Here is a 19,488-nt window from a genome sequence, read left to right on the forward strand (position 1 = left end):
TAGATTCAAAATCTTTTTTTCAGGCATCCCTTATGAGATTTGCTACCGGTGATAAATCTCCCTCTTGCCTACCTGCCTTTCCATTTTACGAAGAGTTTGGTTTGTATGGAGGGGTGTTTGGTCCACCTGCAAAACTGTATGCGATGACATCCTACCGGAATCATCTTTTGATTGCTGGTGATTTTACGTTAGTTGGTCTTGCGACAGGAAGTGTATCTGTATTACATCCACAATCGGGAGCCGCCGTCCCCAGCCGTTTTTGTCCGTTTTTAAAAGTGAAAGGAGCCACCTACACTGCCGTATCTGATGGTAGTGGTGGATTTTACATTGGAGGGGAATTCACCCATGTCCAAGGGTTTGTTAGAAGCCAAGTGGCCCATATCTTACCCGGTTGCCAATTGGATCCAAATTTTAATCCAGTCTCCGATCCTTCGCGTACTGTTTACGCCTTACACTTACTAGGTGATAATTTGTATGTAGGTGGTTTTTTTGGCTCTTGGGGATCCGGCACTCAAAGTAATCTTGCTTCTCTAAATCGATATACTGGTCAATTGAATACTGGGTTTAACGCAGGGACTATCGATAACTTCGTTTATGCGATTACATCCTTTGGTTCTTCCCTATTTGTGGGAGGTAGTTTCCAGACGGTCAATTCACTCTCCAAATTTGGAATTGTGAAACTATCTGCATCCACTGGGAGTATCGATTCTAGTTTTACAAGCCAACTCTCTGCTTCTGGATCCGCTTACGAATTGTATTTGGGTACGGATATCCAAGGAAGCCCAATTCTGTATGTGGGTGGGAGTTTTACGACACCTAGAAATAACGCGGTAGCCTTTTATCCTGATGGGACCTTGGCGCCATGGAACCCAAATCCCAATGCCACTGTTGAATCCATCCAACAATATGAAAATCAAGTGTATCTAGGTGGATCGTTTACTTCTGTTACAGGAGCGACGACAACAAACGGTCTTGTTGCAGTGGATAACCAATCAGGAACTGCCACGAGTAATACGTTTGGTCTGAACCAATCTGTATCTACCTTACAAATCATCGGGAACCAATTGTATGCCCTTGGTCAATTTACAGATGTGAAAGGTGTTCCCCGAAATTATGCAGCTGGTTTTGATCTACCCAGTGGTACTCTCACCAATTGGAATCCTTCCCTGGAAGAACCTGTCACAAATCCTGGTGGTGCTTTGATACCGTTTGGGGGGGCAGTGGCCCTAACATACGCTAAATCATCCGTGAATGTCCAAACAAAAAGAAATTTTGTTGTCATCGATGAAGCGTCTGGTGCTCCCATTGATGGTACTCCCCAATTCGATTATCCCATTAAATCCATTCATGTAAAAGACAATCACCTCTTTCTTGGTGGAAGTTTTGAAACCATCAATGGCATTGCGAGGAGAGGATTTGCAATTCTCAATTTACCCACTTACGAATTAAATCCAACAAACTTACAAATCACAGACCCATCACTTGAAATCCGAACCATCACAAGTGCAAATGGTCAGATTTTCTTTGGGGGAACGGGGATGACCACTGTGTCTGGGCAAACACGAAATGGTGTTGCTGCCATTTCATCTGAAACATTCCAACTCACCAATTGGAACCCAAACATAGGATCCAATAGTGCCACCTCCATGCTTGTAATCGGTGATGCTCTATTTTTAGGAGGGCTTTATACAACGTTAAATGGTAACAATACCATCAGCAATTACCGTGCCGTTGATTTAGTGAATGGTACAGCCATATCCTTACCATCCACAAGCAATTATCCATCGAGTGATGTGACAACACAAAGCCTATATGAGGGAAAAATTTATTTAGGCGGAATCTTCACATCCATTTCAGGGATTGGGAGTTTTCCAAACATTGCAATTTTTGACTTAGGCACACAATCCTACGTAAACCCATCTCCCATTTATGCAAATGGTTTTGTGAATACTATCACACCTGGTGCGGATGGGAAATTTTTTGTAGGAGGATCGTTTACGGGACTCAATGGTTCAACAACTTCCAATTTTGCAGGAGCATACCAATCAAAATCCAACACAATCGTTAACTGGGCACCAAACCCTGATAACACGGTATATTCAAGTTTATATCGAAATGGGAAATGGCATGTTGGTGGTGAGTTTATCCACGCCTTCAACAAACCATATGGTGGATTCTTTTTAACTGACTTAACGGAACCACCCAACAACTAAGAAAGTTATTTATTTTGTTTTTTCTTACGTTTGAGAATGAACTGAATCGCTTCTTCGCCTTTTTTGACACCGAGTAAAGCCGTTTTATACAATTTTGTGCGAATGGTGGTTGTGAGTTTAACTGGGAGTGGTTCGTCAGGAGCAACTGTAATGATCTTTACTCCTCTTGGAGGTTTTACCACAATCTCTCTCGCTAAATTAAAATGAAAATGGTGGAGTTTACGCATCATCCTTCGGATGGTTCTGTGTTTTGGGAAAGCGAGTAAACTTGTTAGGCGAGTGAGTGGCCCTGATATATGCCGAATTGGTGAATTCATAATCACAACAATTTCTTTGTAACCAGCTTCAATGATATCTTGGATGGGGAGTGGATTGAGGATGGCTGCATCCGAATACAATTTCCCATTTAACATGTGTTTTCCTCTAGTAGCGATAGGCAAAGAGGTTGCTGCTTTTAATAAATCAAAAACATTACTGGATGTTGCTTTGATGTATTCGATGGAATGTGTGTGTAAATTACTAACGGCAATGACAAAATGAGGCAATTTTTTCGAATCCAACGTTTCGGATTCCAAACGAACTTTTTTACGAAAGATAAAATCAATTAGGTATTCTTGGTTTAAGAATGTTTTCCCTTGGAATGGGTGAAAGTAGGAAATGAGTTTACTGCCAGAGAGATCTCTGTACCAAACCCCAAGTGCTTTTTCACTTTTTACAGGCTCAACTTTCGGCATCGACACGTAATAGGCCGCAGCACAAGCCCCAGATGAGACACCCACCACCAAATCAAAGTAATTTGGCCTAAGGAACCGGTTCCAAGCATAAAGTACGCCACCCGAAAAGGCTCCCTTCATCCCACCACCTTCCACTAATAGGGCCCGTTTTGTCCCTTTTGCCTTGGGAATTTTGGGAGTTTGGTTTGGATTTTGGTCAGTCATAAGTCTCTCCATACCAGAGTCTTCCCACCCAGATTTGGTTGCAAAAAGGATTCAAAAAAAATGGAAAGAGGACAATAAAAATCGCTACGAAGGCAATTGATTTGTATGCTCGGAATTCGTACCATTGAAATCGAAGTCGAAGGTTTGTCTGTCAAGGGAACCTTACAATGGTCTACCCATTCCTTTTACCAATTGGAAATGTATGTCCCCTACTCAGGACCTGTGTATACATTCTCGTTTCCTAAATTATTCCCACCCTTCCAAGAAGAAACTTTGGCGGAAATCGAACAAAATGCCAAAAGCCACCTTCGTACTTTGTATTATAAATGTGAAGGCATAAAGAAGGAAATCCCTAAGATTGAAACAGCCCTCAAAGAGTTTTGGACGGAGATCCAATCAATCCCGGTACTTTCCCCAAGTGAGTGGAAACAAAAAAATGAATTTTTAAAACAGGCAATGCTTGCAGGTTATATGGACAAAGCCATATACGAAAAAACAATTTATGATCTAACAACTGTCATGGAAAAAAAACAAAATGAACGCGAGAAACGTTGCGAATCATTTTTATCTCAGTACCTTCCCGAGTTTTCCCACTTACAAAATCATTTTTCGTGGATTCGTTTCTGTTATGAATTCACTGAAAAAAAACACTTACTCCTTCTTTAAAAAATCCTTTTTCTTGCCAAAGAGATGCGGATGGGCTTTACTTTCCAATAGATGGGAAATTTATTTCCCGTTACTATAGAATAGAACTTGGAAATTAGCTATGCGACCAATGGACCAAATCACAGGCAAAGAACAAAAAAACCATGTGATCTTACACTATTTAATGAATCAGGAAATGAAAGCCAATTGGAATGGTCAGGTGCAAACCATGACGGTTTTACAAGAAGTGCCTGGTGGTGAAGAAATTATTGTGCAATGGGCAGAAGTTTGGCCTATTGGTGAAGGATCTACTGTTGTTCTTTCCAAGTTACTTGCTCGTTATCTAGAACTCCATTGTACCTTTGTCAAACAATTGGCCCCACATAAAATCCAATTAAAGGTCGAAAAAGTACTCATTGCTAAAAAAGAAAGGTTAAACCCTCGATTTACCATCACCGAAGAAGGAATGGTCAATGTAACCAATATCGTCAGTTCCAAAACCATCATCGAAGCAAATATGTTTAATATCCCAACACTTGTACGTGTTAACTTTGAAGACTATCGCAAACGTATGATGGTTCGTTCTGGTGAAGCTGGAATGATGGACATTTTTAAATCGGGAATGGAACGTAAGTTTGATGTTGTGAAATCAACACAAAAGATTTTGTTCATCAAAGATGCAACAAATCCAGAAAGTTACCGAATGGACGCGGAAGGTTTTTTAAATTACGAAGATGATATCGAAGAGAATGTCGACAAACTCGCGTTTGCCGCTCGTGACAAAAAAATCAAATCGGAACTCATATTACCAATTTTGTACAAAAACGAATTAGAAGAAATTATTCCTATTGGATATTATTTCTTACAAACCAAAGACAAAAACATCACCGAAGACGATTTAAAGTTTTACCAAACACAAATTGCAGAAATGATCGAAAGGATCAAAGATGCAAATCTAATGACAACTGTGGAAAAATTTCCAGTCCTCGACTTATCTGCGACTGGTCTCAAACTTAAGATCACAAATAGCAGTTTGGTGGAAACTCTTCCAAAACAAAAAGGAATTTTATTAGAATTGGTATTCAAACTCCAAACCCCATTTCGTTTTTTTGGGAAAATTGCTTGGTCTCATAAAGAAGAATCAGGTGATTTGCTTGTGGGTGTAGAATTTTCTGGAAAACGAACCTATGCTGAAAAAGTTCGTTTTGAAGAGAACATTGAAATCATCAAAAACAATGGTAGGACAGCTGCCTAATTTTTTAACGAATTTCCAATTTGATTGTTTTAGAGAATTTGGGAATTTCGTAGGCGCAAACATAGTATAACATCTTTAAGTCGATGTAATCGTAGGCTCTTGCCAAATCCTTTTGCCACATAGTATCCATTTTTTCCCAAGGAAGATTTGGATACTTTTGTTTTTCCGATGATGGAATTTTTAAAGATTCCGTTTGGATGGTTTTTAACATTTCTTCTGCAAAAAAACTATCGTGTTCCCCTTCTTTGAATTCTTGGATTTGATTTCGGAAAATAAAAGCTTCCAATTCTTTGCAATAAAAGACTAATTCATGAAACATGGTATCAACTAAAAATTGAGAAGTTCCTTAGGCTAGTTTTTTTCATTGGCAAAGTTCTGCCGTTTCTTTACCCTTTCGATAGATATGAAACCATTCCTTTCCCTTTTGATTTCGATATTGTTTCTTTTGGTTCTCCCCATCGCGTCCGCAGAAAAAGATTTCCAGATCATTGACATTGTCATTGGTAAAGGGGATGAAGCATTTTCTGGCTCTTATGTGACTGTTCATTATGTAGGCAAATTGCAAAACGGAACCAAATTTGATAGTTCCAGAGACCGCAACCGTCCCTTTGAATTCAATTTAGGTGCTGGGGAAGTGGTGAAGGGATGGGACAAAGGAATCAAAGGCATGCGAGTGGGTGGCAAACGAAAACTCATCATCCCACCAGAACTTGGGTATGGAAGCAAACGTGTGGGAAACATCCCCCCTGATTCCACACTTATCTTTGAAGTCGAACTGTTGAAGATCTATTAGTACAAAGACTCATCAACTTTCCAATATTCGAAAGAAAGGAATTTCAATTAGGGAAATTCCTTGACAAGACCTAGAATCATTCCATGCTACTGCGTCTATGGAAAGGAAACAAATTTTAGCGACCACCTCTCTTCTCGTACTCTTCGTACTTCTCCTCACAAACTGCAAACCCAAATCAGACTCTGATGAAGATACCTTACTCTTGTTAGCTGCAGCAGCTTCTAGAATTTGTGCCAACTCAGCATACACAGGAACCACTGTTGTGGCCTCCACTGCCACTTTGGATACCAATACTGATTGTATCACTGGTATGACCTCTTCTATGTCAGCAGACTTACCTGCATGGATCCGAAACAATTTTAAATGTGCAGTAGGTTCTGTTTCCGGAACTAATTATGTATTCCGTTCCCAAAATATCCCGAATAACAAAAGTTATTATTTTGGATCCACTTCACCACGTTATGAAGCCTTAGGGAGTGGACAAAAAGCCGCGGGGACCAACCAAATTTCCTCCCAGTGTTTGGTGTATACCATCCCAAGTTCTCCTTCTGAAAAACTCACGAACAAAACAGGTACCCAAAGTGGGTATGCTTCCGTGGGGATCACTGTAAATGGTCTTGCCATTTTTAATAATGCAGCAGCAGCCCCTGATACACTTTCGACAGAAGCACAAACCTTTGACCAATACAATGGACACCCACAAAATTCAGGTGTTTACCACCACCATTCGCAGCCATTGAATGTTTCGAACAACAATTCCAATCTAATTGGGATGTTAATCGATGGTTATGCAGTATATGGTAGAGATTGTACGGACGCAGGTAGTTCAACTACAACTCCTACGATTGGATCTGGATTAGATAATAATCACGGTCATATATCTACAACATTACATTTTTCTTCGCCAACTTACCATTACCATTACACCTCTGATCCAACAGCTACTATTCCAACCCTAATTGGTTCTTATTTTCATGGAACTCCAGGAACGGTTTCCAACTAACAAGGCCTTGTTGTTCCCAATTCGATTTGTCTTTGTTTCACTTTTGTTTTTCCTTAATTTGTCTTGTGGCAAAGTAACAATACAACAAGGGGACAAAGACCTTTCGGAAGACCAAAACCATTTCCTTTTGTACAAAGGAAAACCATTCAATGGGTTTTACGTGGCCGAAAATGCCGTACTTGCTGAAACCTATGAAACCGAATTTTACAAAGGTGTACCTCACGGAAGTTATACGGTAAAATCCTTTTCTGGTGTGTTACTCGAATCTCGGCACATTCGGTATGGGCAAAAACATGGAACCCAAACCTTATACTTCCCATCGGGTAAGGTCCGCCAATCTTCGGAGTATGATATGGGAGTCCCAATCGGGGAACATTTTGAATACTTTGACAATGGACAAATGGCAACCTACCAAACCTTCTTCCCCTCTGGGAAACCAAAGGTGGTGAAAAAATGGAACAAACGGGGACAAATTTATTTGAACCAAGTGTTTTTGGAATCAGGAGAAAGTTTTGGCCGTCCAGGCAGTAAACTCTGTGATCCCATCCCAGAAGAGACTGTGAACCAAACTGGCATTAACTCTCCTAACACAACCACCAAACTTTGATGAGTCGATTCAAGGGGAGTTACCCTTTTTGCAAATGAATGAAACAAAACCAGGTCCGAATCTGATGAAACCAAATTACTTCTTTGGGAATATTGTTTCCAAAACCACTTCAATCTTTCTTTTCTGTTTGGTGAGTTCGTTTGTTTTGGGAACGTGTAAGGAAAACCAGTCTTATCCCGAAACGGATTCTTTGCCCTATTTTTCAGGAAAAGACTTCGATCCGATTTGGACAAAAGTTCCAAACGAATCACCTGGATTACACCAAATCCCCGAAGGATTCAAACTCACAAACCATTTGGGAAACCAAATTCAGCTCAGAGAACATTCGCCTAAAATCAGTTTGGTTGTCTTCTTTTATGCAACCTGTCGTGGGATTTGTCCGATGATCACAAAAAATATCATCCAAATCGAACCACAACTATCCGAATTCAAAGACTTAGAAATTAGTTCCATCTCCATCAATCCAAAGGAAGACACACCCGCAGTCCTTTCCAAGTACCGCACTCTCTACAAAATCCAAAATCCAAACTGGAATTTTTATACAGGGGAACTTTTGGCCATTGAATCCTTTGCCAAAACCACATGTGGGGCAGAGGTAGAAGGATTTTCTGTAGAAAAAAACAAATACGAATTTGTTCATACCGAAAATATTTTTTTATTTGATGGGAACAAATACCTTCGTGGGATTTACCGCGCCAAAGGGACTGGCGACATACAGAGATTAGTCGCAGACCTTAGGATCCTCACCAAATAGTTGGTTGGGTTCCTAAGGGGAAGAGAAATAAAGAATCGAAAAATCTAGGGTACTTAATTTTTGATTTTGTACCCAGTACGAAAGATAAGCCATGTGACTGCCAAACAAACAGAAAGGAACACAAGGATCATCCCAATACTCACGGACAAAGCAACATCCGCTCGTTCAAAAAAACTATAACGAAACCCACTCACCAAATACAATACGGGGTTAAACATACTGATTTTTTGCCAAAAACTGGGTAACATTTGGATGGAATAAAAACTCCCACCGAGAAATACAAGAGGAGTGATGACAAGCATCGGAATCATTTGTAATTTTTCGAAACTGTCAGCCCAAATCCCAATCACAAACCCAAACAAACTAAAACTAATGCAGGTTAAGAGGAGAAAAAATACCATCAGGAATGGATGGTCAATGCGAATGGGAACAAAAAAAGAAGCAGTGATGAGCATAAGAATCCCGAGCATCAGTGATTTAGTTGCCGCAGCTCCCACATACCCAATCACAACTTCCCACATCGTCACAGGTGCCGAAAGGATTTCATAAATGGTTCCATTGAACTTGGGAAAATAAATCCCAAAGGATGCATTGGAGATACTTTCTGTCAGGAGTGACAACATCACAAGGCCTGGTACAATAAAACTTCCATAATGGATTCCATCAATCTCTTGGATCCGAGACCCAATCGCAGAACCAAATACAATGAAGTACAAAGATGTGGATAATACAGGAGAGGCTATACTTTGTAATAACGTACGAAATGTACGAGCCATTTCAAATTGATAAATTGCTTGGATGGCATGGAAATTCATACGGTCTCCTGTAATAATTGAACAAAAATTTCTTCTAAGCTACTTTGTTTTGTACTCAAATCACTGAATTGGATTTTTTCTTTTTTGAGATCATCCAAAAGTTTGGTCATCACACTGCTATCATCAGAACGGTCATACGTAAAAATAAATGCAGTATTGTTATCAGAGAGTTCCAGTTTGTACTTTGATAAAGACTTTGGAATGGATTTTACAGACTTTTTCAATTCAATCCGCAATTGTTTGGTTCCCAATTGTTTCATGAGTTTGTCTTTGTTTTCGGTGAGGAAAATTTCTCCCTTACGGATCACAGAGATACGGTCGGCAATTAACTCTGCTTCTTCGATATAATGGGTTGTGAGGATGATGGTAACTCCATTTTTACGAAGGGATTCTACAATCTTCCACATATCCTTTCGTAGTTCCACATCCACACCGGCACTTGGTTCATCCAAAAACAAAATTTTTGGTTCGTGTGACAATGCTTTGGCGATTAAAACTCGTCGTTTCATCCCACCAGATAAAGTCATGATCCTTTGGTCTTTTTTGTCCCAAAGGGAAAGTGATTTTAATACTTCTTCGATGTATTTAGGATTGGCTGGTTTTCCATACAAACCACGAGTAAAACTCACACTCGCCCATACGGTTTCAAAAGCATGGACACTGAGTTCTTGTGGGACAAGTCCAATGAGAGATCTTGTTTTTTTGAAATCTTGGATGATATCGTATCCAGCGACTTTCACCTCACCGGCACTAGGTGAAACAATGCCACAGATCAAATTGATCAGAGTGGTTTTCCCGGCACCATTCGGTCCAAGTAGGGCATGGATTTCTCCCTCACCCACTTCCCAATTCACGGATTTGAGTGCTTGGAATCCATTGTCATAGGACTTGGAAACTTGTTTTACAGTTAGGATTGGTTTCAAACGGTTTCATCCTTCCAGCCAATGTCACTGAGGAAGTCGTCATAACCACCATCATAGACAAAAACTCGGTCATCATCGAATACAATGAGTTTTGTGGCCACAGCGCGCAAGTGCATTTCGTTGTGGGTAACCATAATCACAGATCCATCAAAATTATCAATCGCCTCAATGAGGGAGTCACAAGATTGCATGTCCAAGTGGTTTGTGGGCTCATCTAAATAGAGTAAGTGGCAAGGAGTCACAAGGATTTTTCCAAGTAACACTCGGCTCTTTTCACCCCCGGAAAGCACTTTGATTCTTTTTAAGGCAAGGTCTTCCGAGAACATCAAACCACCAGCAATATTACGAGCTTTCCCTTCCGAACAGTTGGGATCAGCACTCATAATTTCTTGGACAACCGTATTACTTTCGTTCATATTCAGTTTGTTCGTTTGCCCAAAATATCCTTCCTTTAAGATGGGGTGTTTTTTCACACTACCTGAAACAGGAGTGAGTTCACCCGCTATCAATTTTAGAAGGGTTGATTTTCCTTTTCCGTTTTTTCCGATGATACAAATTCGATCTTCAGGCCCAACACTGATGGAAAAATTTTCAAACAAATAAGGAGATTTTCCATCATAAGAAAATGCAACATCCTCAACGCTTAACATTTGGTTGGCGGAAAAAGGGGCACTGTTAAAGTACAATTCCATATCTTCGATGGTATCGAGTGCCTTCATCTCACCTTGTTTTTCTAATTTTTTAACACGCGATTGTGTGCGACTTGCAAAACTTGCTTTTGCTTTAAACTTAGCGATGAACATCTCTTCTTGTTTGCGTTTTTTTGCTTCGTTCAATCGAGTTTTTTCATAAATTTCTTCGGCTTGGTTGATTTGAGTGTATAACTTTTCTGTATCACCCTGCACTTTGATTGCCTTTGTACGGTGGATGGCGACTGTATGGGTCACAACACTGTCCATAAAACTTCTATCATGTGTGATGAGAATGATCTCTCCTTCCCACTCCTTAAGGAATTCCTCTAACCAACGTATGGTGACAATGTCCAAATAGTTGTTTGGTTCATCTAAGATGAGCATATCGGGTGCAGACACTAAAAGTTTTGCCAAGTTCATTCGGATTTGATAACCACCCGAAAACTCTTCGGGGCTACGTTCCATGTCTTTTTCGGAGAACCCAAGTCCAAATAAAATGCGTTCCACCTTCCAAGTTTCGTATTCATCCCCTTCTGGAAGACCCAGTGCACATTCTTCGAGTACGGTTGGTTTGGTGAAGACTAAATGTTGTTCCAAGTGGCCAATGCGGTATCCTTTGGGAATGGTGATGTTTCCCGAATCGGGTTCGGTTTTCCCTTGGATGATTTGGACAAGGGTTGATTTTCCATGTCCATTACGACCGACAAGTCCAACCCTTTCCCCGCGATTCACACTGAATTGTAAATCATCAAATAAAACGTTACCATTGAATTGTTTGTTTAAGCCAGATATTTTGATCATATAATTTCCGAAGGGAGAGTAGAGATAAAACCAAGATGCAAAAAGTATCCGAAAGGACGAGTAGAAAGAAATGGAATCAAATGTGTTTTTTAAGGAATTGGTGAAAAATTTCTGACATAATCACTAAGACACTGACGTTAGAAATTATGAACTTTTTTTGGGCACCTAAAAGGCCGAAACTGTACTGTGCGAACTTATCTTTTGTGTTTACTAGGAGGCCTGTGTTTGTTAGGAGTGGACTCATCCTACTCCAATGGAAACTTACAAGTGGCCTTTGGTGCAGAAGAAAACTACCTCCTCGTTCGTTCCCTCGATTCCAGTGTCATCCATTTAGGTGATGCGGAAGATAAAATAGAATACCGAAACATCGTCGATGAATACCTACGTTTCAAAAGCCTTCATATCCAAGGAAATTATGGAGAAGCTTACCTTGCCGTTCGTTCCACACAATACAAACTCATCCTACTTTATGATAAAATCCTTACCAAAAACATAACACTTGTTCGAAGCGAACTTGAGTTACTCGGCAGAAAAGCAAGAGACAAAGAAAAAACACAAACTAAGGCTTTTTTACGTTTGGCGTTACGTGACGTAAGTGAAGCGGAACAAAAATTAGTGATGGCACGGAACATACGTCCCTATTTGTATCTTTTGAAACTGAGAGAAATGCTGTTTGCATTGAAGATTTTAAAACATTCTGGGAAGTTTGTTATTTTTTTAAACTTACTCCATGATGGCCAGTACATGGATTCCATCGAGTTTTATGATTTTGATGCAATTGAATCAGAACTCATCCGTGGTTTTGGTCCGAGTTCCAAATACCTCGCCATCCATTACGACAATGCCTTTCTCCCCTTCCGAGAAGAAAGTATCTATGAAGACAAAATGACAAATTTCAAAACCCAAACCATCAACCAAAACGAAACACTCAAATAACAATCCAATGAAAGTTGGATCATATACCGATTTGTATCAAATCAAGATTGAACCAGATACAAACCAAAATCCAAAGATAGGATGATGTTCCATCATCACTTCGCTTCAGAGGATTTTAATTGGATATAGTCCCTTGCACGATTTGCTTTTTCTTTTGCTTCCTCAATGGTTTTACCAAGTGCCAAACTAACACCCATTCGGCGTTTACCAATCACTTCTGGTTTTCCAAAGATACGAATGTCAACTCCTGGAATCGACAAAGCTTCCTTTAGTCCCACGTATTCTGGTGACTTGGTGTCCCCTTCGAGTAAGATCGCAGAACTAGCAGCAGGTGTTTGGAATATGAGTTCAGGGATTGGCAAACCAAGAAGTGCTCTCGCATGTAACGAAAATTCAGAAATATTTTGAGAGATGAGGGTGACAAGGCCTGTATCATGTGGTCTTGGAGAAACCTCACTAAAGTACACTTCGTCCCCTTTGACAAAAAGTTCCACACCAAAAATTCCAAAACCACCAAGTCCTGTTGTGACTTTTTCAGCAATTTGTTTTGCGGATTCTAATGCTAAGTTTGACATGGGTTGGGGCATCCAAGACTCCACATAATCCCCGTTTACTTGTCTATGCCCGATTGGTGGTAAAAAACTTGTGCCACCAATATGACGGATTGAGAGTAAAGTAATTTCAAAATCAAAAGGGATGAACTCTTCAATGATCATTTTCCCTTTGCCAGTGCGCCCCCCCGTTTGGCCATACTCCCATGCTTTGTGGATGTCTGATTCATTTTTGATGAGACTCTGTCCTTTCCCAGAAGAACTCATGATGGGTTTTACCACACAAGGAAATCCAATCGAATGGATGGCTTTTGCAAAATCTTCTTCTGTATCTGCAAAAAGATAAGCAGATGTTTTTAAACCTAATTCTTTTGCTACAAAGTTTCGAATTCCCTCACGGTTCATGGTCAGGTTGACGGCTTTGGCACTGGGAATGATCTTAAATCCCTCGGTTTCTAAACGGACTAAGGTTTCTGTATGGATGGCTTCAATTTCAGGCACAACATAATTTGGCTTTAACTCGCGTATGGTGGCTTCTAGTTCTTTCGGATCAAGCATATTGATGACACGAGACTCTTGTGCCACAAGCATTGCAGGTGCGTTAGGATAACGATCCACAGCGATGACATGGACACCTAATCGATTGGCTTCAATTGCTACCTCCTTTCCTAATTCTCCTGAACCAAGAAGGAGGAGTTTTGTTGCCTGTTTCGTAAATGGTGTTCCTATCATAATCGTAAAGATTTCGACACCTAGTTTTACGACAAGAACGAATCGTTACATCAGATAACGTTTTCCGAGTTTGTCTCTTTGGTAAATATTGGCACCCATTCGAATGAGTAAGTCAGACAATTCACCGAGCCCATCAAAACTATTGGCAATGTGTAAGGCAGTGACACCACTCGGATCTGCGGCATTGGGATTTGCACCTGCATACAATAATACTTCCACTGCTTCGATATTCCCTGTTTCTGTTGCTTTATGAATTGGATACAAACCCATGTTATCTGGCTCGTCAGGATTCAGACCAATTGCTAGTAATCGTTTTAAAAAATAGAGATCGGACACCTCAACCACTGCAAGCCCAAGTAGTAAAGCGGACTCAGTTAAACAAATTTTTTTTAATTCTGCATCGGATAACAACAAATCAAAACTATCTCTGTCACCCCGAGTGATAGCAGAACACAAACTGCGAAGCCGAATATTGGATTTTGATTTCAATGCGAAATCGATTATGTTTTGGATCATACCCATATCGTATCACTTTTCCTCGTTTGTTTGCTTGTAAAAATGAGACATTTTTTCAAATTCTGCAAACCAATCTTTTGGGATCGTTCCCGAATTTCGTTTAAAATCATGATTGAAATGAGACTGGTCTGCATATTCAAAATTCTGGGCTATATCGGTTAGACGAAGATCTGGATTGTTTGTTTGGTAATGTTCGGGATTCCGTACAAGTGATAACACACGATGGACAGATCGGTATTCGGATGGATTGAGTCCCACCACTTCCTGGAATTTTCGTTCCAATTGTTTTCTTGAGATGCCTAATTTTTTTGTTAGCGAATTGATACTGGTTTTGGGATTGGTTAGTTCCATCAGTGCAAATCGAACATAAGTCGGAACTTCTGTTTGTTTTCCAGGAAAATTCTTTAAATACTCCAACAAAAATTGAATAACAACTGTTTCCTCAATTTTTGCTCCTTGGAAATTTTTTTCCAAGCCTGTGTTATATGGTATTTCCGGAAATTGATTTTTTAAACTTAGACCTTGTTTGGAAAAGAGTGCATACAAAGATGCCACATAAAAACGGATGGAAACTAAGTTTAACTGGGAAGGAGAGAGAACACGCCACCTTCTTGTTTGTGGGCCAACCAGATGGGATTTAGGCAATAAAAAGGTTTCACCCGATTCTGTTTCTACCATCGGCGGTTCTCCCAAATGGAAAACCATCTCACATTCGTAAGACGGTATAATCCAAGGTAATTCGATTGATTTTACCTCCCTCCAAACCCAAAACTCTTTGATAAAAGTTTCCCATTCAGAAGGAGGTTTTATAAATAGAATGTCCACGAATTGGTTCCTAGTGTTTCACCCTTTTTTTCCTATTTCCATCGACTCATACGAAGTGCGTTGAAGACAACGGACACAGAACTAAACGCCATTGCAGCACCACTCACCCATGGAGCAAGTAAACCAGAAGCAGCTATCGGAATTCCGAGTAAATTGTATCCAAGTGCCCAACCAAAATTTTGGCGGATATTGAATACCGTATCCTTTCCGATTTTGATCAAATCCACAATCCTTTGGATATCTCCATTCACAAGTACAACATCAGCAGTACTGATGGCAATGTCTGATCCAGTTCCCATCGCAATACCGACATCAGCAGAAGCAAGAGCAGGAGCATCATTGATCCCATCTCCCACCATTGCACTATGGATATTGGAAACCTTCAGTTGTTTCATGATTTTTGCTTTTTCTTCGGGTAACAAACTTGCATACACTGCAGTGATGCCCACAAGTTTCGCGACATTGCTTGCAGCGATCGGATTGTCTCCCGTTAGAAGGACGGGTTCTACTCCAATGGACCGTAGGTCAACAATCGCTTGTTTTGCGGAATCACGGATTTGGTCTTCGATTCGAAAAACGATCATTCCATCGATATTCCCTTTGATTCCAACAAACACCAAACTCACACCTTCACTCTTCCACTCTTCGACACCAGTTTTGATATCTGATGGAATCAAAAACCCCTTCTCTTCAACAAACGATTGTTTGCCGGCATAATACAAATTGCCTTCTAATTCGGTTTGGATTCCCCCACCAGGAGAGGTGATTGTTTTTACAATCCCAAGATCACCAGATCGATATTCTTTCTCTTTTCCAAAGGCCAAAATGGCTTTTGCTAAAGGGTGATCGGAAGTTTCTTCCATTGCAAGCACATGTCCAAATACTAAGGATTTTTGATCTTCCGAAACTCCAGAGGCGAGAACACCTGTTACTTTAGGTTTTCCTTCCGTGAGAGTTCCCGTTTTATCAAAGAAGATCATATTGATCTTTGATACTGATTCCAACGCTTCTGCACTACGAAAGAGTACCCCTCGTTTGGCAGCCCTTCCCGTTCCGACAAGGAGGGAGATCGGAGTTGCAAGACCAAGTGCGCAAGGACATGCAATGACAAGGATGGCGATACTCGTTTCTATCGCCTTTGTGATCTCACCTGGGGCCAATACAAAGTACCAAACGATAAAGTCTAGGACACTTAGGGCAATGACAACAGGTACAAAGTAAGCTGATATCTGGTCAGCAATCCTTTGGATCGGAGCTTTGGTTCCTAGAGATTCCTCTACCGATTTAATGATATGGGATAAAGTGGTATCATTCCCTACCTTCATGGCTTTCACAATGAGTGAGCCGTTCCCATTCACTGTTCCACCGAGAATTTTATCTCCTAGTTTTTTCTCAACTGGCATACTCTCACCAGTTAACATGGATTCATCGGCAAAACTTTCTCCTTCTGCAACAATTCCATCCATAGGAAATCTTTCTAGTGCTTTGACAAGAACCAAGTCACCTTGTTTTAGGTATTCATTGGGAACTTCTGTCCAAACTCCATTCGATTTTACTGTAGCTGTTTCCGGACGAAGTGAAAGTAATGCTTTTATCCCATCACTACTTTTCCCTTTTGCCATGTGCTCAATCCACTTACCACCTAATATAAATGTGATGAGGACAGCTGAAGTCTCAAAATATAAATCCTTTCCAAAGATACTATATCCATAAGCAGCCGATGTTCCAATCACCACAAGTACATCCATATTGGCTGTTCCATTGCGAAGAGCACGGTAGGCAGATTGATAAAAAGGAAACCCAATCAAAAATTGAACTGGAGTTGCGATGACCATTTGCACCCATCGGTCCATTAAAATATGGGGCATAGGTAAAAAGGATAAAAATTGGAAATGTGTCACCATTCCATAAAACAATGGAAGTGAAAATAGTGTAGAAAGGAAAAATCGAATTTTTAAAACCCGAATGTGATCCTTCTGTTTTTTTTCTGTTTCTGATTGTTTGTTTGGATCATGTTCCGTTGCTTGGTAACCAAGTGACTCCACTGTTTTTAAGAGTGTATCAACCGGTATTTGTTTTTCTGCTCGAAGGAAAACCGATTCACGAGCAAAATTGACTCTTACTTCCGATAGACCTGGGAGTTTGGAAAGGCCCTTCTCAATTCGAAGGGCACAATTCGCACAGGTCATCCCAAAAAGGTCTAACGTATGATCTGTGGTTTTATTTAACGTTTCCAAGGGTATAACCATCCTCACTCAAACGGTTTCGGAGTTTTTCCAACTCCTCTTCTTTTAGAGTTTCATTCACTGACACAATTTCATAATCTAGATCAGCAGTAGCTTTTTTGCCATTTTCAGCAAAAATTTTTTCTACAGTCATCTTACAATGATTACAAGTCATTCCTTCTATTTCATAATTAACCATGGTGGTGCTCCTTCTTCTCTTCTTTCATTTCATTTAATGGCAGTTTGTATTTTACCTCTGCCCCTTTTTGTCCTTTCCAAACAGGAGAAAGAAGTAACTCTCCTTCTGTTAGCGTGACCCCTTTTGGTAATTCACAGTAAAAGTGATCTGGGTGACCAGTACACTTCAGCCTGACTTCTTTGCCGGCATTCACAATACTAGCACTGACATTCGAATTTTTGGAAGTCGGATTTTCAAAGTTGATATCCAAAAGATACACTTTAAAACCGAGATTCTGGTAAGGCAAAACTTCTGTGTGAAAAGCGCCAGGCATCCTGATCACACCTCCATTTGGTCCCGGTTTGTGTTCTCCATGCGCGGCAATAGGTTGGATTGCGAGAAACGCAGAAAAAACAGTGATTTTGATAAGATTTTTCATTGTTTTATGTTAACTCCTTTGTTATCATGAATCCCAGTGTAAACCTTCCAATCGTTGGAAGGTCAATAGGCGATTTCTCTTTTTTTACGTTTTTTTTCATTTTTTAAAAAAAAATTTTAGGAGGAAAATTGTGAATATTGGTGAACTTTCTAAATCATCTGGAGTCTCATCCAAACTCATCCGTCATTACGAAAGTATTGGTCTTATCCCAGAGACAAGAAGAAATGATAATGGTTATCGATTGTATACAGATGATGACGTACACTATGTACGGTTTATCAAACGTTCAAGAGATCTTGGATTTTCTTTGGATGACATTAAAAGTTTATTAGGGCTTTGGAAAAACAAATCCAGAAGTAGCAAACAAGTGAAACAACTTGCCGAAAAACACCTAGAAGATCTCAATTTAAAATTAAAAAAAATGAAAGATATGGCAGATACATTAAAACATTTGGTCCACAATTGCCATGGTGACCATAGGCCCGACTGCCCTATCCTAAAGAATTTAGAAATGAATTAGAGAAAAAATTACATTGATTGTTTGATGGCATCTGCAATCAAACGATTTGCCTTTTCATTGAAATGGATGTCTTCTTTTTGCAAAAGTTGATTTTGATTTCTAAAAATTTTACGCATATCAATCAATTGTACCTGGTTTGATTCACTAAAAGTTCGTAATGCAAGAAAGAATTCCGAATCCCCAACCAACCATTCTCTATCCATTGCAAATCCAATTTTTTGATACACAACAAATCGTTTTGGATCAAATTCCACATCAAGTGGGATATAAATCATTGTAAACTTCTTATGATTTGTTTGTAAATCTGAAAACAAACGTAATAATACACGTTGCCATCTTTTGAAATTTTGATTGGATACTGAATTCACATCTAAGGATTCTTTGAAATAATTTGGACTGATGGAATATAAAGTTCGAAAGGAAGGAAATGTTTCCTCTCCCGTTTCTTCTTCATTGGAAGGCGGAGTACTTTGTTTGGTTTGGTAATTGGTATTGGCAAATTTTTGAATCTCAATTTCCATTCTCTTTTGGACTGAATCAAAATATTGTTTTTTCAATATGAGCCAAGTGTAATTAGGAAGAAACAATCCCAAAACTTTTGTGTACCATTTTTGTTTGTCTACGAAGTGGATATAATCAGGAGTCTCTCCTGTTTCATAAATATCATTGCCATACACAACTAGGTATACATGTTCAAAGGGAATTTGATTTTTGATCTCTTGAAACATCGCATATTCATTTTCCAAAGTAAACCCAGGCATACTTACATTTGTCCATTGGCAGTTTGTTTCTCGGTTTAAGATTTCCGAAAATGTATCCTTCCAAAAAATACCAGAACCAAACGTTTGTGAGTCTCCTAAAAATAGAGAATGGCAATTTGATTTGTCTTTTGTAGTCGATTCACGAATTCCAAATTTCCCAATTTTACCAGGTTCTGGTACACCCATTCTAAAAAATGGAATTGTTTGGTCCTTTGGATAATGAAAATATCCATAAGGCAAATTGTATTGGAATTGGTTTTGGTCGAACCAACGTAGTCCCAAAAATAGTACGACCATCACAGAAAGGATTAATCCCAGTTTTGACCAAGAATTCGATTTTGATTGAGGATCTACTTTTTTCATTGA

General features: G+C 39.7%; 21 protein-coding genes. 9 read left to right on the forward strand and 12 right to left on the reverse strand.

Annotated features, from left to right (window positions below; translation table 11 throughout):
* The first annotated feature begins 32 nt into the window (after positions 1 to 32).
* A complete protein-coding gene (locus DI076_RS08155; RefSeq protein WP_245918337.1) occupies positions 33 to 2,213 on the forward strand; it encodes a hypothetical protein in 2,181 nt (726 codons plus the stop codon).
* Positions 2,214 to 2,218: 5 nt separating this feature from the next.
* Here the strand turns inward: DI076_RS08155 and DI076_RS08160 are convergent, their stop codons facing one another.
* A complete protein-coding gene (locus tag DI076_RS08160; RefSeq protein ID WP_108959435.1) occupies positions 2,219 to 3,151 on the reverse strand; it encodes a patatin-like phospholipase family protein in 933 nt (310 codons plus the stop codon).
* Positions 3,152 to 3,256: 105 nt separating this feature from the next.
* Between DI076_RS08160 and DI076_RS08165 the strand changes: the two genes are divergently transcribed.
* Positions 3,257 to 3,817: a hypothetical protein gene (locus tag DI076_RS08165; protein WP_108959436.1), complete on the forward strand. Its 561-nt coding sequence runs from the start codon at positions 3,257 to 3,259 to the stop codon at positions 3,815 to 3,817.
* 100 nt (positions 3,818 to 3,917) lie between these two features.
* Positions 3,918 to 5,051 carry a DUF1577 domain-containing protein gene (locus DI076_RS08170; protein ID WP_108959437.1) on the forward strand — a complete coding sequence of 378 codons (1,134 nt, stop codon included), beginning with the start codon at positions 3,918 to 3,920 and terminating at the stop codon, positions 5,049 to 5,051.
* Positions 5,052 to 5,055: 4 nt separating this feature from the next.
* Here DI076_RS08170 and DI076_RS08175 read toward each other — a convergent pair whose 3' ends face one another.
* Entirely contained in the window at positions 5,056 to 5,370 is a 315-nt protein-coding gene (locus tag DI076_RS08175; protein ID WP_108959438.1) for a HepT-like ribonuclease domain-containing protein, read from the reverse strand.
* An 84-nt stretch (positions 5,371 to 5,454) separates the two neighbouring features.
* On the opposite strand from DI076_RS08175, the gene DI076_RS08180 reads away from it, so the two are divergent.
* The 4 genes from DI076_RS08180 (at position 5,455) to DI076_RS08195 (ending at position 8,208) form a co-directional block, all read left to right on the forward strand.
* Positions 5,455 to 5,844: an FKBP-type peptidyl-prolyl cis-trans isomerase gene (locus DI076_RS08180; RefSeq protein ID WP_108959439.1), complete on the forward strand. Its 390-nt coding sequence runs from the start codon at positions 5,455 to 5,457 to the stop codon at positions 5,842 to 5,844.
* Positions 5,845 to 5,956: 112 nt separating this feature from the next.
* Positions 5,957 to 6,847 (forward strand): YHYH protein, encoded by an 891-nt coding sequence (locus tag DI076_RS08185; protein WP_439957285.1) that lies wholly within the window; start codon positions 5,957 to 5,959, stop codon positions 6,845 to 6,847.
* A complete protein-coding gene (locus DI076_RS08190; RefSeq protein ID WP_108959441.1) occupies positions 6,819 to 7,454 on the forward strand; it encodes a toxin-antitoxin system YwqK family antitoxin in 636 nt (211 codons plus the stop codon). The genes DI076_RS08185 and DI076_RS08190 overlap by 29 nt, the downstream gene beginning before the upstream one ends.
* 34 nt (positions 7,455 to 7,488) lie before the next feature.
* Positions 7,489 to 8,208 carry an SCO family protein gene (locus tag DI076_RS08195; RefSeq protein WP_108959442.1) on the forward strand — a complete coding sequence of 240 codons (720 nt, stop codon included), beginning with the start codon at positions 7,489 to 7,491 and terminating at the stop codon, positions 8,206 to 8,208.
* Between the two features lie 53 nt (positions 8,209 to 8,261).
* Here DI076_RS08195 and DI076_RS08200 read toward each other — a convergent pair whose 3' ends face one another.
* The 3 genes from DI076_RS08200 to DI076_RS08210 are packed head-to-tail and all read right to left on the reverse strand — an operon-like array spanning position 8,262 to position 11,439.
* On the reverse strand, positions 8,262 to 9,023 hold the full coding sequence (locus tag DI076_RS08200; protein WP_100716582.1) for an ABC transporter permease: 762 nt from the start codon (positions 9,021 to 9,023) through the stop codon (positions 8,262 to 8,264).
* The gene (locus tag DI076_RS08205) at positions 9,020 to 9,946 is read right to left on the reverse strand and encodes an ABC transporter ATP-binding protein (RefSeq protein ID WP_108959443.1); all 927 of its coding nucleotides are present in this window, start codon (positions 9,944 to 9,946) and stop codon (positions 9,020 to 9,022) included. Before DI076_RS08205 ends, DI076_RS08200 begins: the two co-directional genes overlap by 4 nt.
* Positions 9,943 to 11,439 (reverse strand): ABC-F family ATP-binding cassette domain-containing protein, encoded by a 1,497-nt coding sequence (locus tag DI076_RS08210; protein WP_108959444.1) that lies wholly within the window; start codon positions 11,437 to 11,439, stop codon positions 9,943 to 9,945. The genes DI076_RS08205 and DI076_RS08210 overlap by 4 nt, the downstream gene beginning before the upstream one ends.
* 234 nt (positions 11,440 to 11,673) lie before the next feature.
* On the opposite strand from DI076_RS08210, the gene DI076_RS08215 reads away from it, so the two are divergent.
* On the forward strand, positions 11,674 to 12,375 hold the full coding sequence (locus DI076_RS08215) for an adhesin OmpL37 family surface protein (RefSeq protein ID WP_245918349.1): 702 nt from the start codon (positions 11,674 to 11,676) through the stop codon (positions 12,373 to 12,375).
* A gap of 95 nt (positions 12,376 to 12,470) precedes the next feature.
* Here the strand turns inward: DI076_RS08215 and purT are convergent, their stop codons facing one another.
* Genes purT through DI076_RS08245 form a run of 6 tightly spaced genes read right to left on the reverse strand, consistent with a single transcriptional unit; the run spans position 12,471 to position 17,841 of the window.
* Positions 12,471 to 13,658 (reverse strand): formate-dependent phosphoribosylglycinamide formyltransferase, encoded by a 1,188-nt coding sequence (purT, locus tag DI076_RS08220; RefSeq protein WP_108959446.1) that lies wholly within the window; start codon positions 13,656 to 13,658, stop codon positions 12,471 to 12,473.
* A 45-nt stretch (positions 13,659 to 13,703) separates the two neighbouring features.
* On the reverse strand, positions 13,704 to 14,174 hold the full coding sequence (locus DI076_RS08225; RefSeq protein WP_108959518.1) for an ankyrin repeat domain-containing protein: 471 nt from the start codon (positions 14,172 to 14,174) through the stop codon (positions 13,704 to 13,706).
* 12 nt (positions 14,175 to 14,186) lie between these two features.
* Positions 14,187 to 14,999: an AraC family transcriptional regulator gene (locus DI076_RS08230; RefSeq protein WP_108959447.1), complete on the reverse strand. Its 813-nt coding sequence runs from the start codon at positions 14,997 to 14,999 to the stop codon at positions 14,187 to 14,189.
* 32 nt (positions 15,000 to 15,031) lie between these two features.
* On the reverse strand, positions 15,032 to 17,236 hold the full coding sequence (locus DI076_RS08235; RefSeq protein ID WP_108959519.1) for a heavy metal translocating P-type ATPase: 2,205 nt from the start codon (positions 17,234 to 17,236) through the stop codon (positions 15,032 to 15,034).
* A complete protein-coding gene (locus DI076_RS08240) occupies positions 17,220 to 17,423 on the reverse strand; it encodes a heavy-metal-associated domain-containing protein (protein ID WP_108959448.1) in 204 nt (67 codons plus the stop codon). The genes DI076_RS08235 and DI076_RS08240 overlap by 17 nt, the downstream gene beginning before the upstream one ends.
* Positions 17,416 to 17,841 (reverse strand): hypothetical protein, encoded by a 426-nt coding sequence (locus tag DI076_RS08245; RefSeq protein WP_108959449.1) that lies wholly within the window; start codon positions 17,839 to 17,841, stop codon positions 17,416 to 17,418. Before DI076_RS08245 ends, DI076_RS08240 begins: the two co-directional genes overlap by 8 nt.
* A 130-nt stretch (positions 17,842 to 17,971) precedes the next feature.
* On the opposite strand from DI076_RS08245, the gene cueR reads away from it, so the two are divergent.
* Positions 17,972 to 18,361 (forward strand): Cu(I)-responsive transcriptional regulator, encoded by a 390-nt coding sequence (gene cueR / locus DI076_RS08250; protein ID WP_108959450.1) that lies wholly within the window; start codon positions 17,972 to 17,974, stop codon positions 18,359 to 18,361.
* Between the two features lie 8 nt (positions 18,362 to 18,369).
* On the opposite strand, the gene DI076_RS08255 is transcribed toward cueR, so the two are convergent.
* Positions 18,370 to 19,485 carry an SGNH/GDSL hydrolase family protein gene (locus tag DI076_RS08255; RefSeq protein WP_108959520.1) on the reverse strand — a complete coding sequence of 372 codons (1,116 nt, stop codon included), beginning with the start codon at positions 19,483 to 19,485 and terminating at the stop codon, positions 18,370 to 18,372.
* Between the last annotated feature and the right edge of the window lie 3 nt (positions 19,486 to 19,488).

The organism is Leptospira ellinghausenii (genome assembly GCF_003114815.1).
In the GTDB taxonomy this organism is placed as follows: Bacteria; Spirochaetota; Leptospiria; order Leptospirales; family Leptospiraceae; genus Leptospira_A; species Leptospira_A ellinghausenii.

Excerpts from the sequence above, each read along its gene's own strand:
- DI076_RS08155 (WP_245918337.1), top strand. The coding sequence starts at position 33 with ATGAGATTTGCTACCGGTGATAAATCTCCCTCTTGCCTACCTGCCTTT.
- DI076_RS08160 (WP_108959435.1), bottom strand. The coding sequence starts at position 3,151 with ATGACTGACCAAAATCCAAACCAAACTCCCAAAATTCCCAAGGCAAAA.
- DI076_RS08165 (WP_108959436.1), top strand. The coding sequence starts at position 3,257 with ATGCTCGGAATTCGTACCATTGAAATCGAAGTCGAAGGTTTGTCTGTC.
- DI076_RS08170 (WP_108959437.1), top strand. The coding sequence starts at position 3,918 with ATGCGACCAATGGACCAAATCACAGGCAAAGAACAAAAAAACCATGTG.
- DI076_RS08175 (WP_108959438.1), bottom strand. The coding sequence starts at position 5,370 with ATGTTTCATGAATTAGTCTTTTATTGCAAAGAATTGGAAGCTTTTATT.
- DI076_RS08180 (WP_108959439.1), top strand. The coding sequence starts at position 5,455 with ATGAAACCATTCCTTTCCCTTTTGATTTCGATATTGTTTCTTTTGGTT.
- DI076_RS08190 (WP_108959441.1), top strand. The coding sequence starts at position 6,819 with ATGGAACTCCAGGAACGGTTTCCAACTAACAAGGCCTTGTTGTTCCCA.
- DI076_RS08195 (WP_108959442.1), top strand. The coding sequence starts at position 7,489 with ATGAATGAAACAAAACCAGGTCCGAATCTGATGAAACCAAATTACTTC.
- DI076_RS08200 (WP_100716582.1), bottom strand. The coding sequence starts at position 9,023 with ATGAATTTCCATGCCATCCAAGCAATTTATCAATTTGAAATGGCTCGT.
- DI076_RS08210 (WP_108959444.1), bottom strand. The coding sequence starts at position 11,439 with ATGATCAAAATATCTGGCTTAAACAAACAATTCAATGGTAACGTTTTA.
- purT (WP_108959446.1), bottom strand. The coding sequence starts at position 13,658 with ATGATAGGAACACCATTTACGAAACAGGCAACAAAACTCCTCCTTCTT.
- DI076_RS08225 (WP_108959518.1), bottom strand. The coding sequence starts at position 14,174 with ATGATCCAAAACATAATCGATTTCGCATTGAAATCAAAATCCAATATT.
- DI076_RS08240 (WP_108959448.1), bottom strand. The coding sequence starts at position 17,423 with ATGGTTAATTATGAAATAGAAGGAATGACTTGTAATCATTGTAAGATG.
- DI076_RS08245 (WP_108959449.1), bottom strand. The coding sequence starts at position 17,841 with ATGAAAAATCTTATCAAAATCACTGTTTTTTCTGCGTTTCTCGCAATC.
- DI076_RS08255 (WP_108959520.1), bottom strand. The coding sequence starts at position 19,485 with ATGAAAAAAGTAGATCCTCAATCAAAATCGAATTCTTGGTCAAAACTG.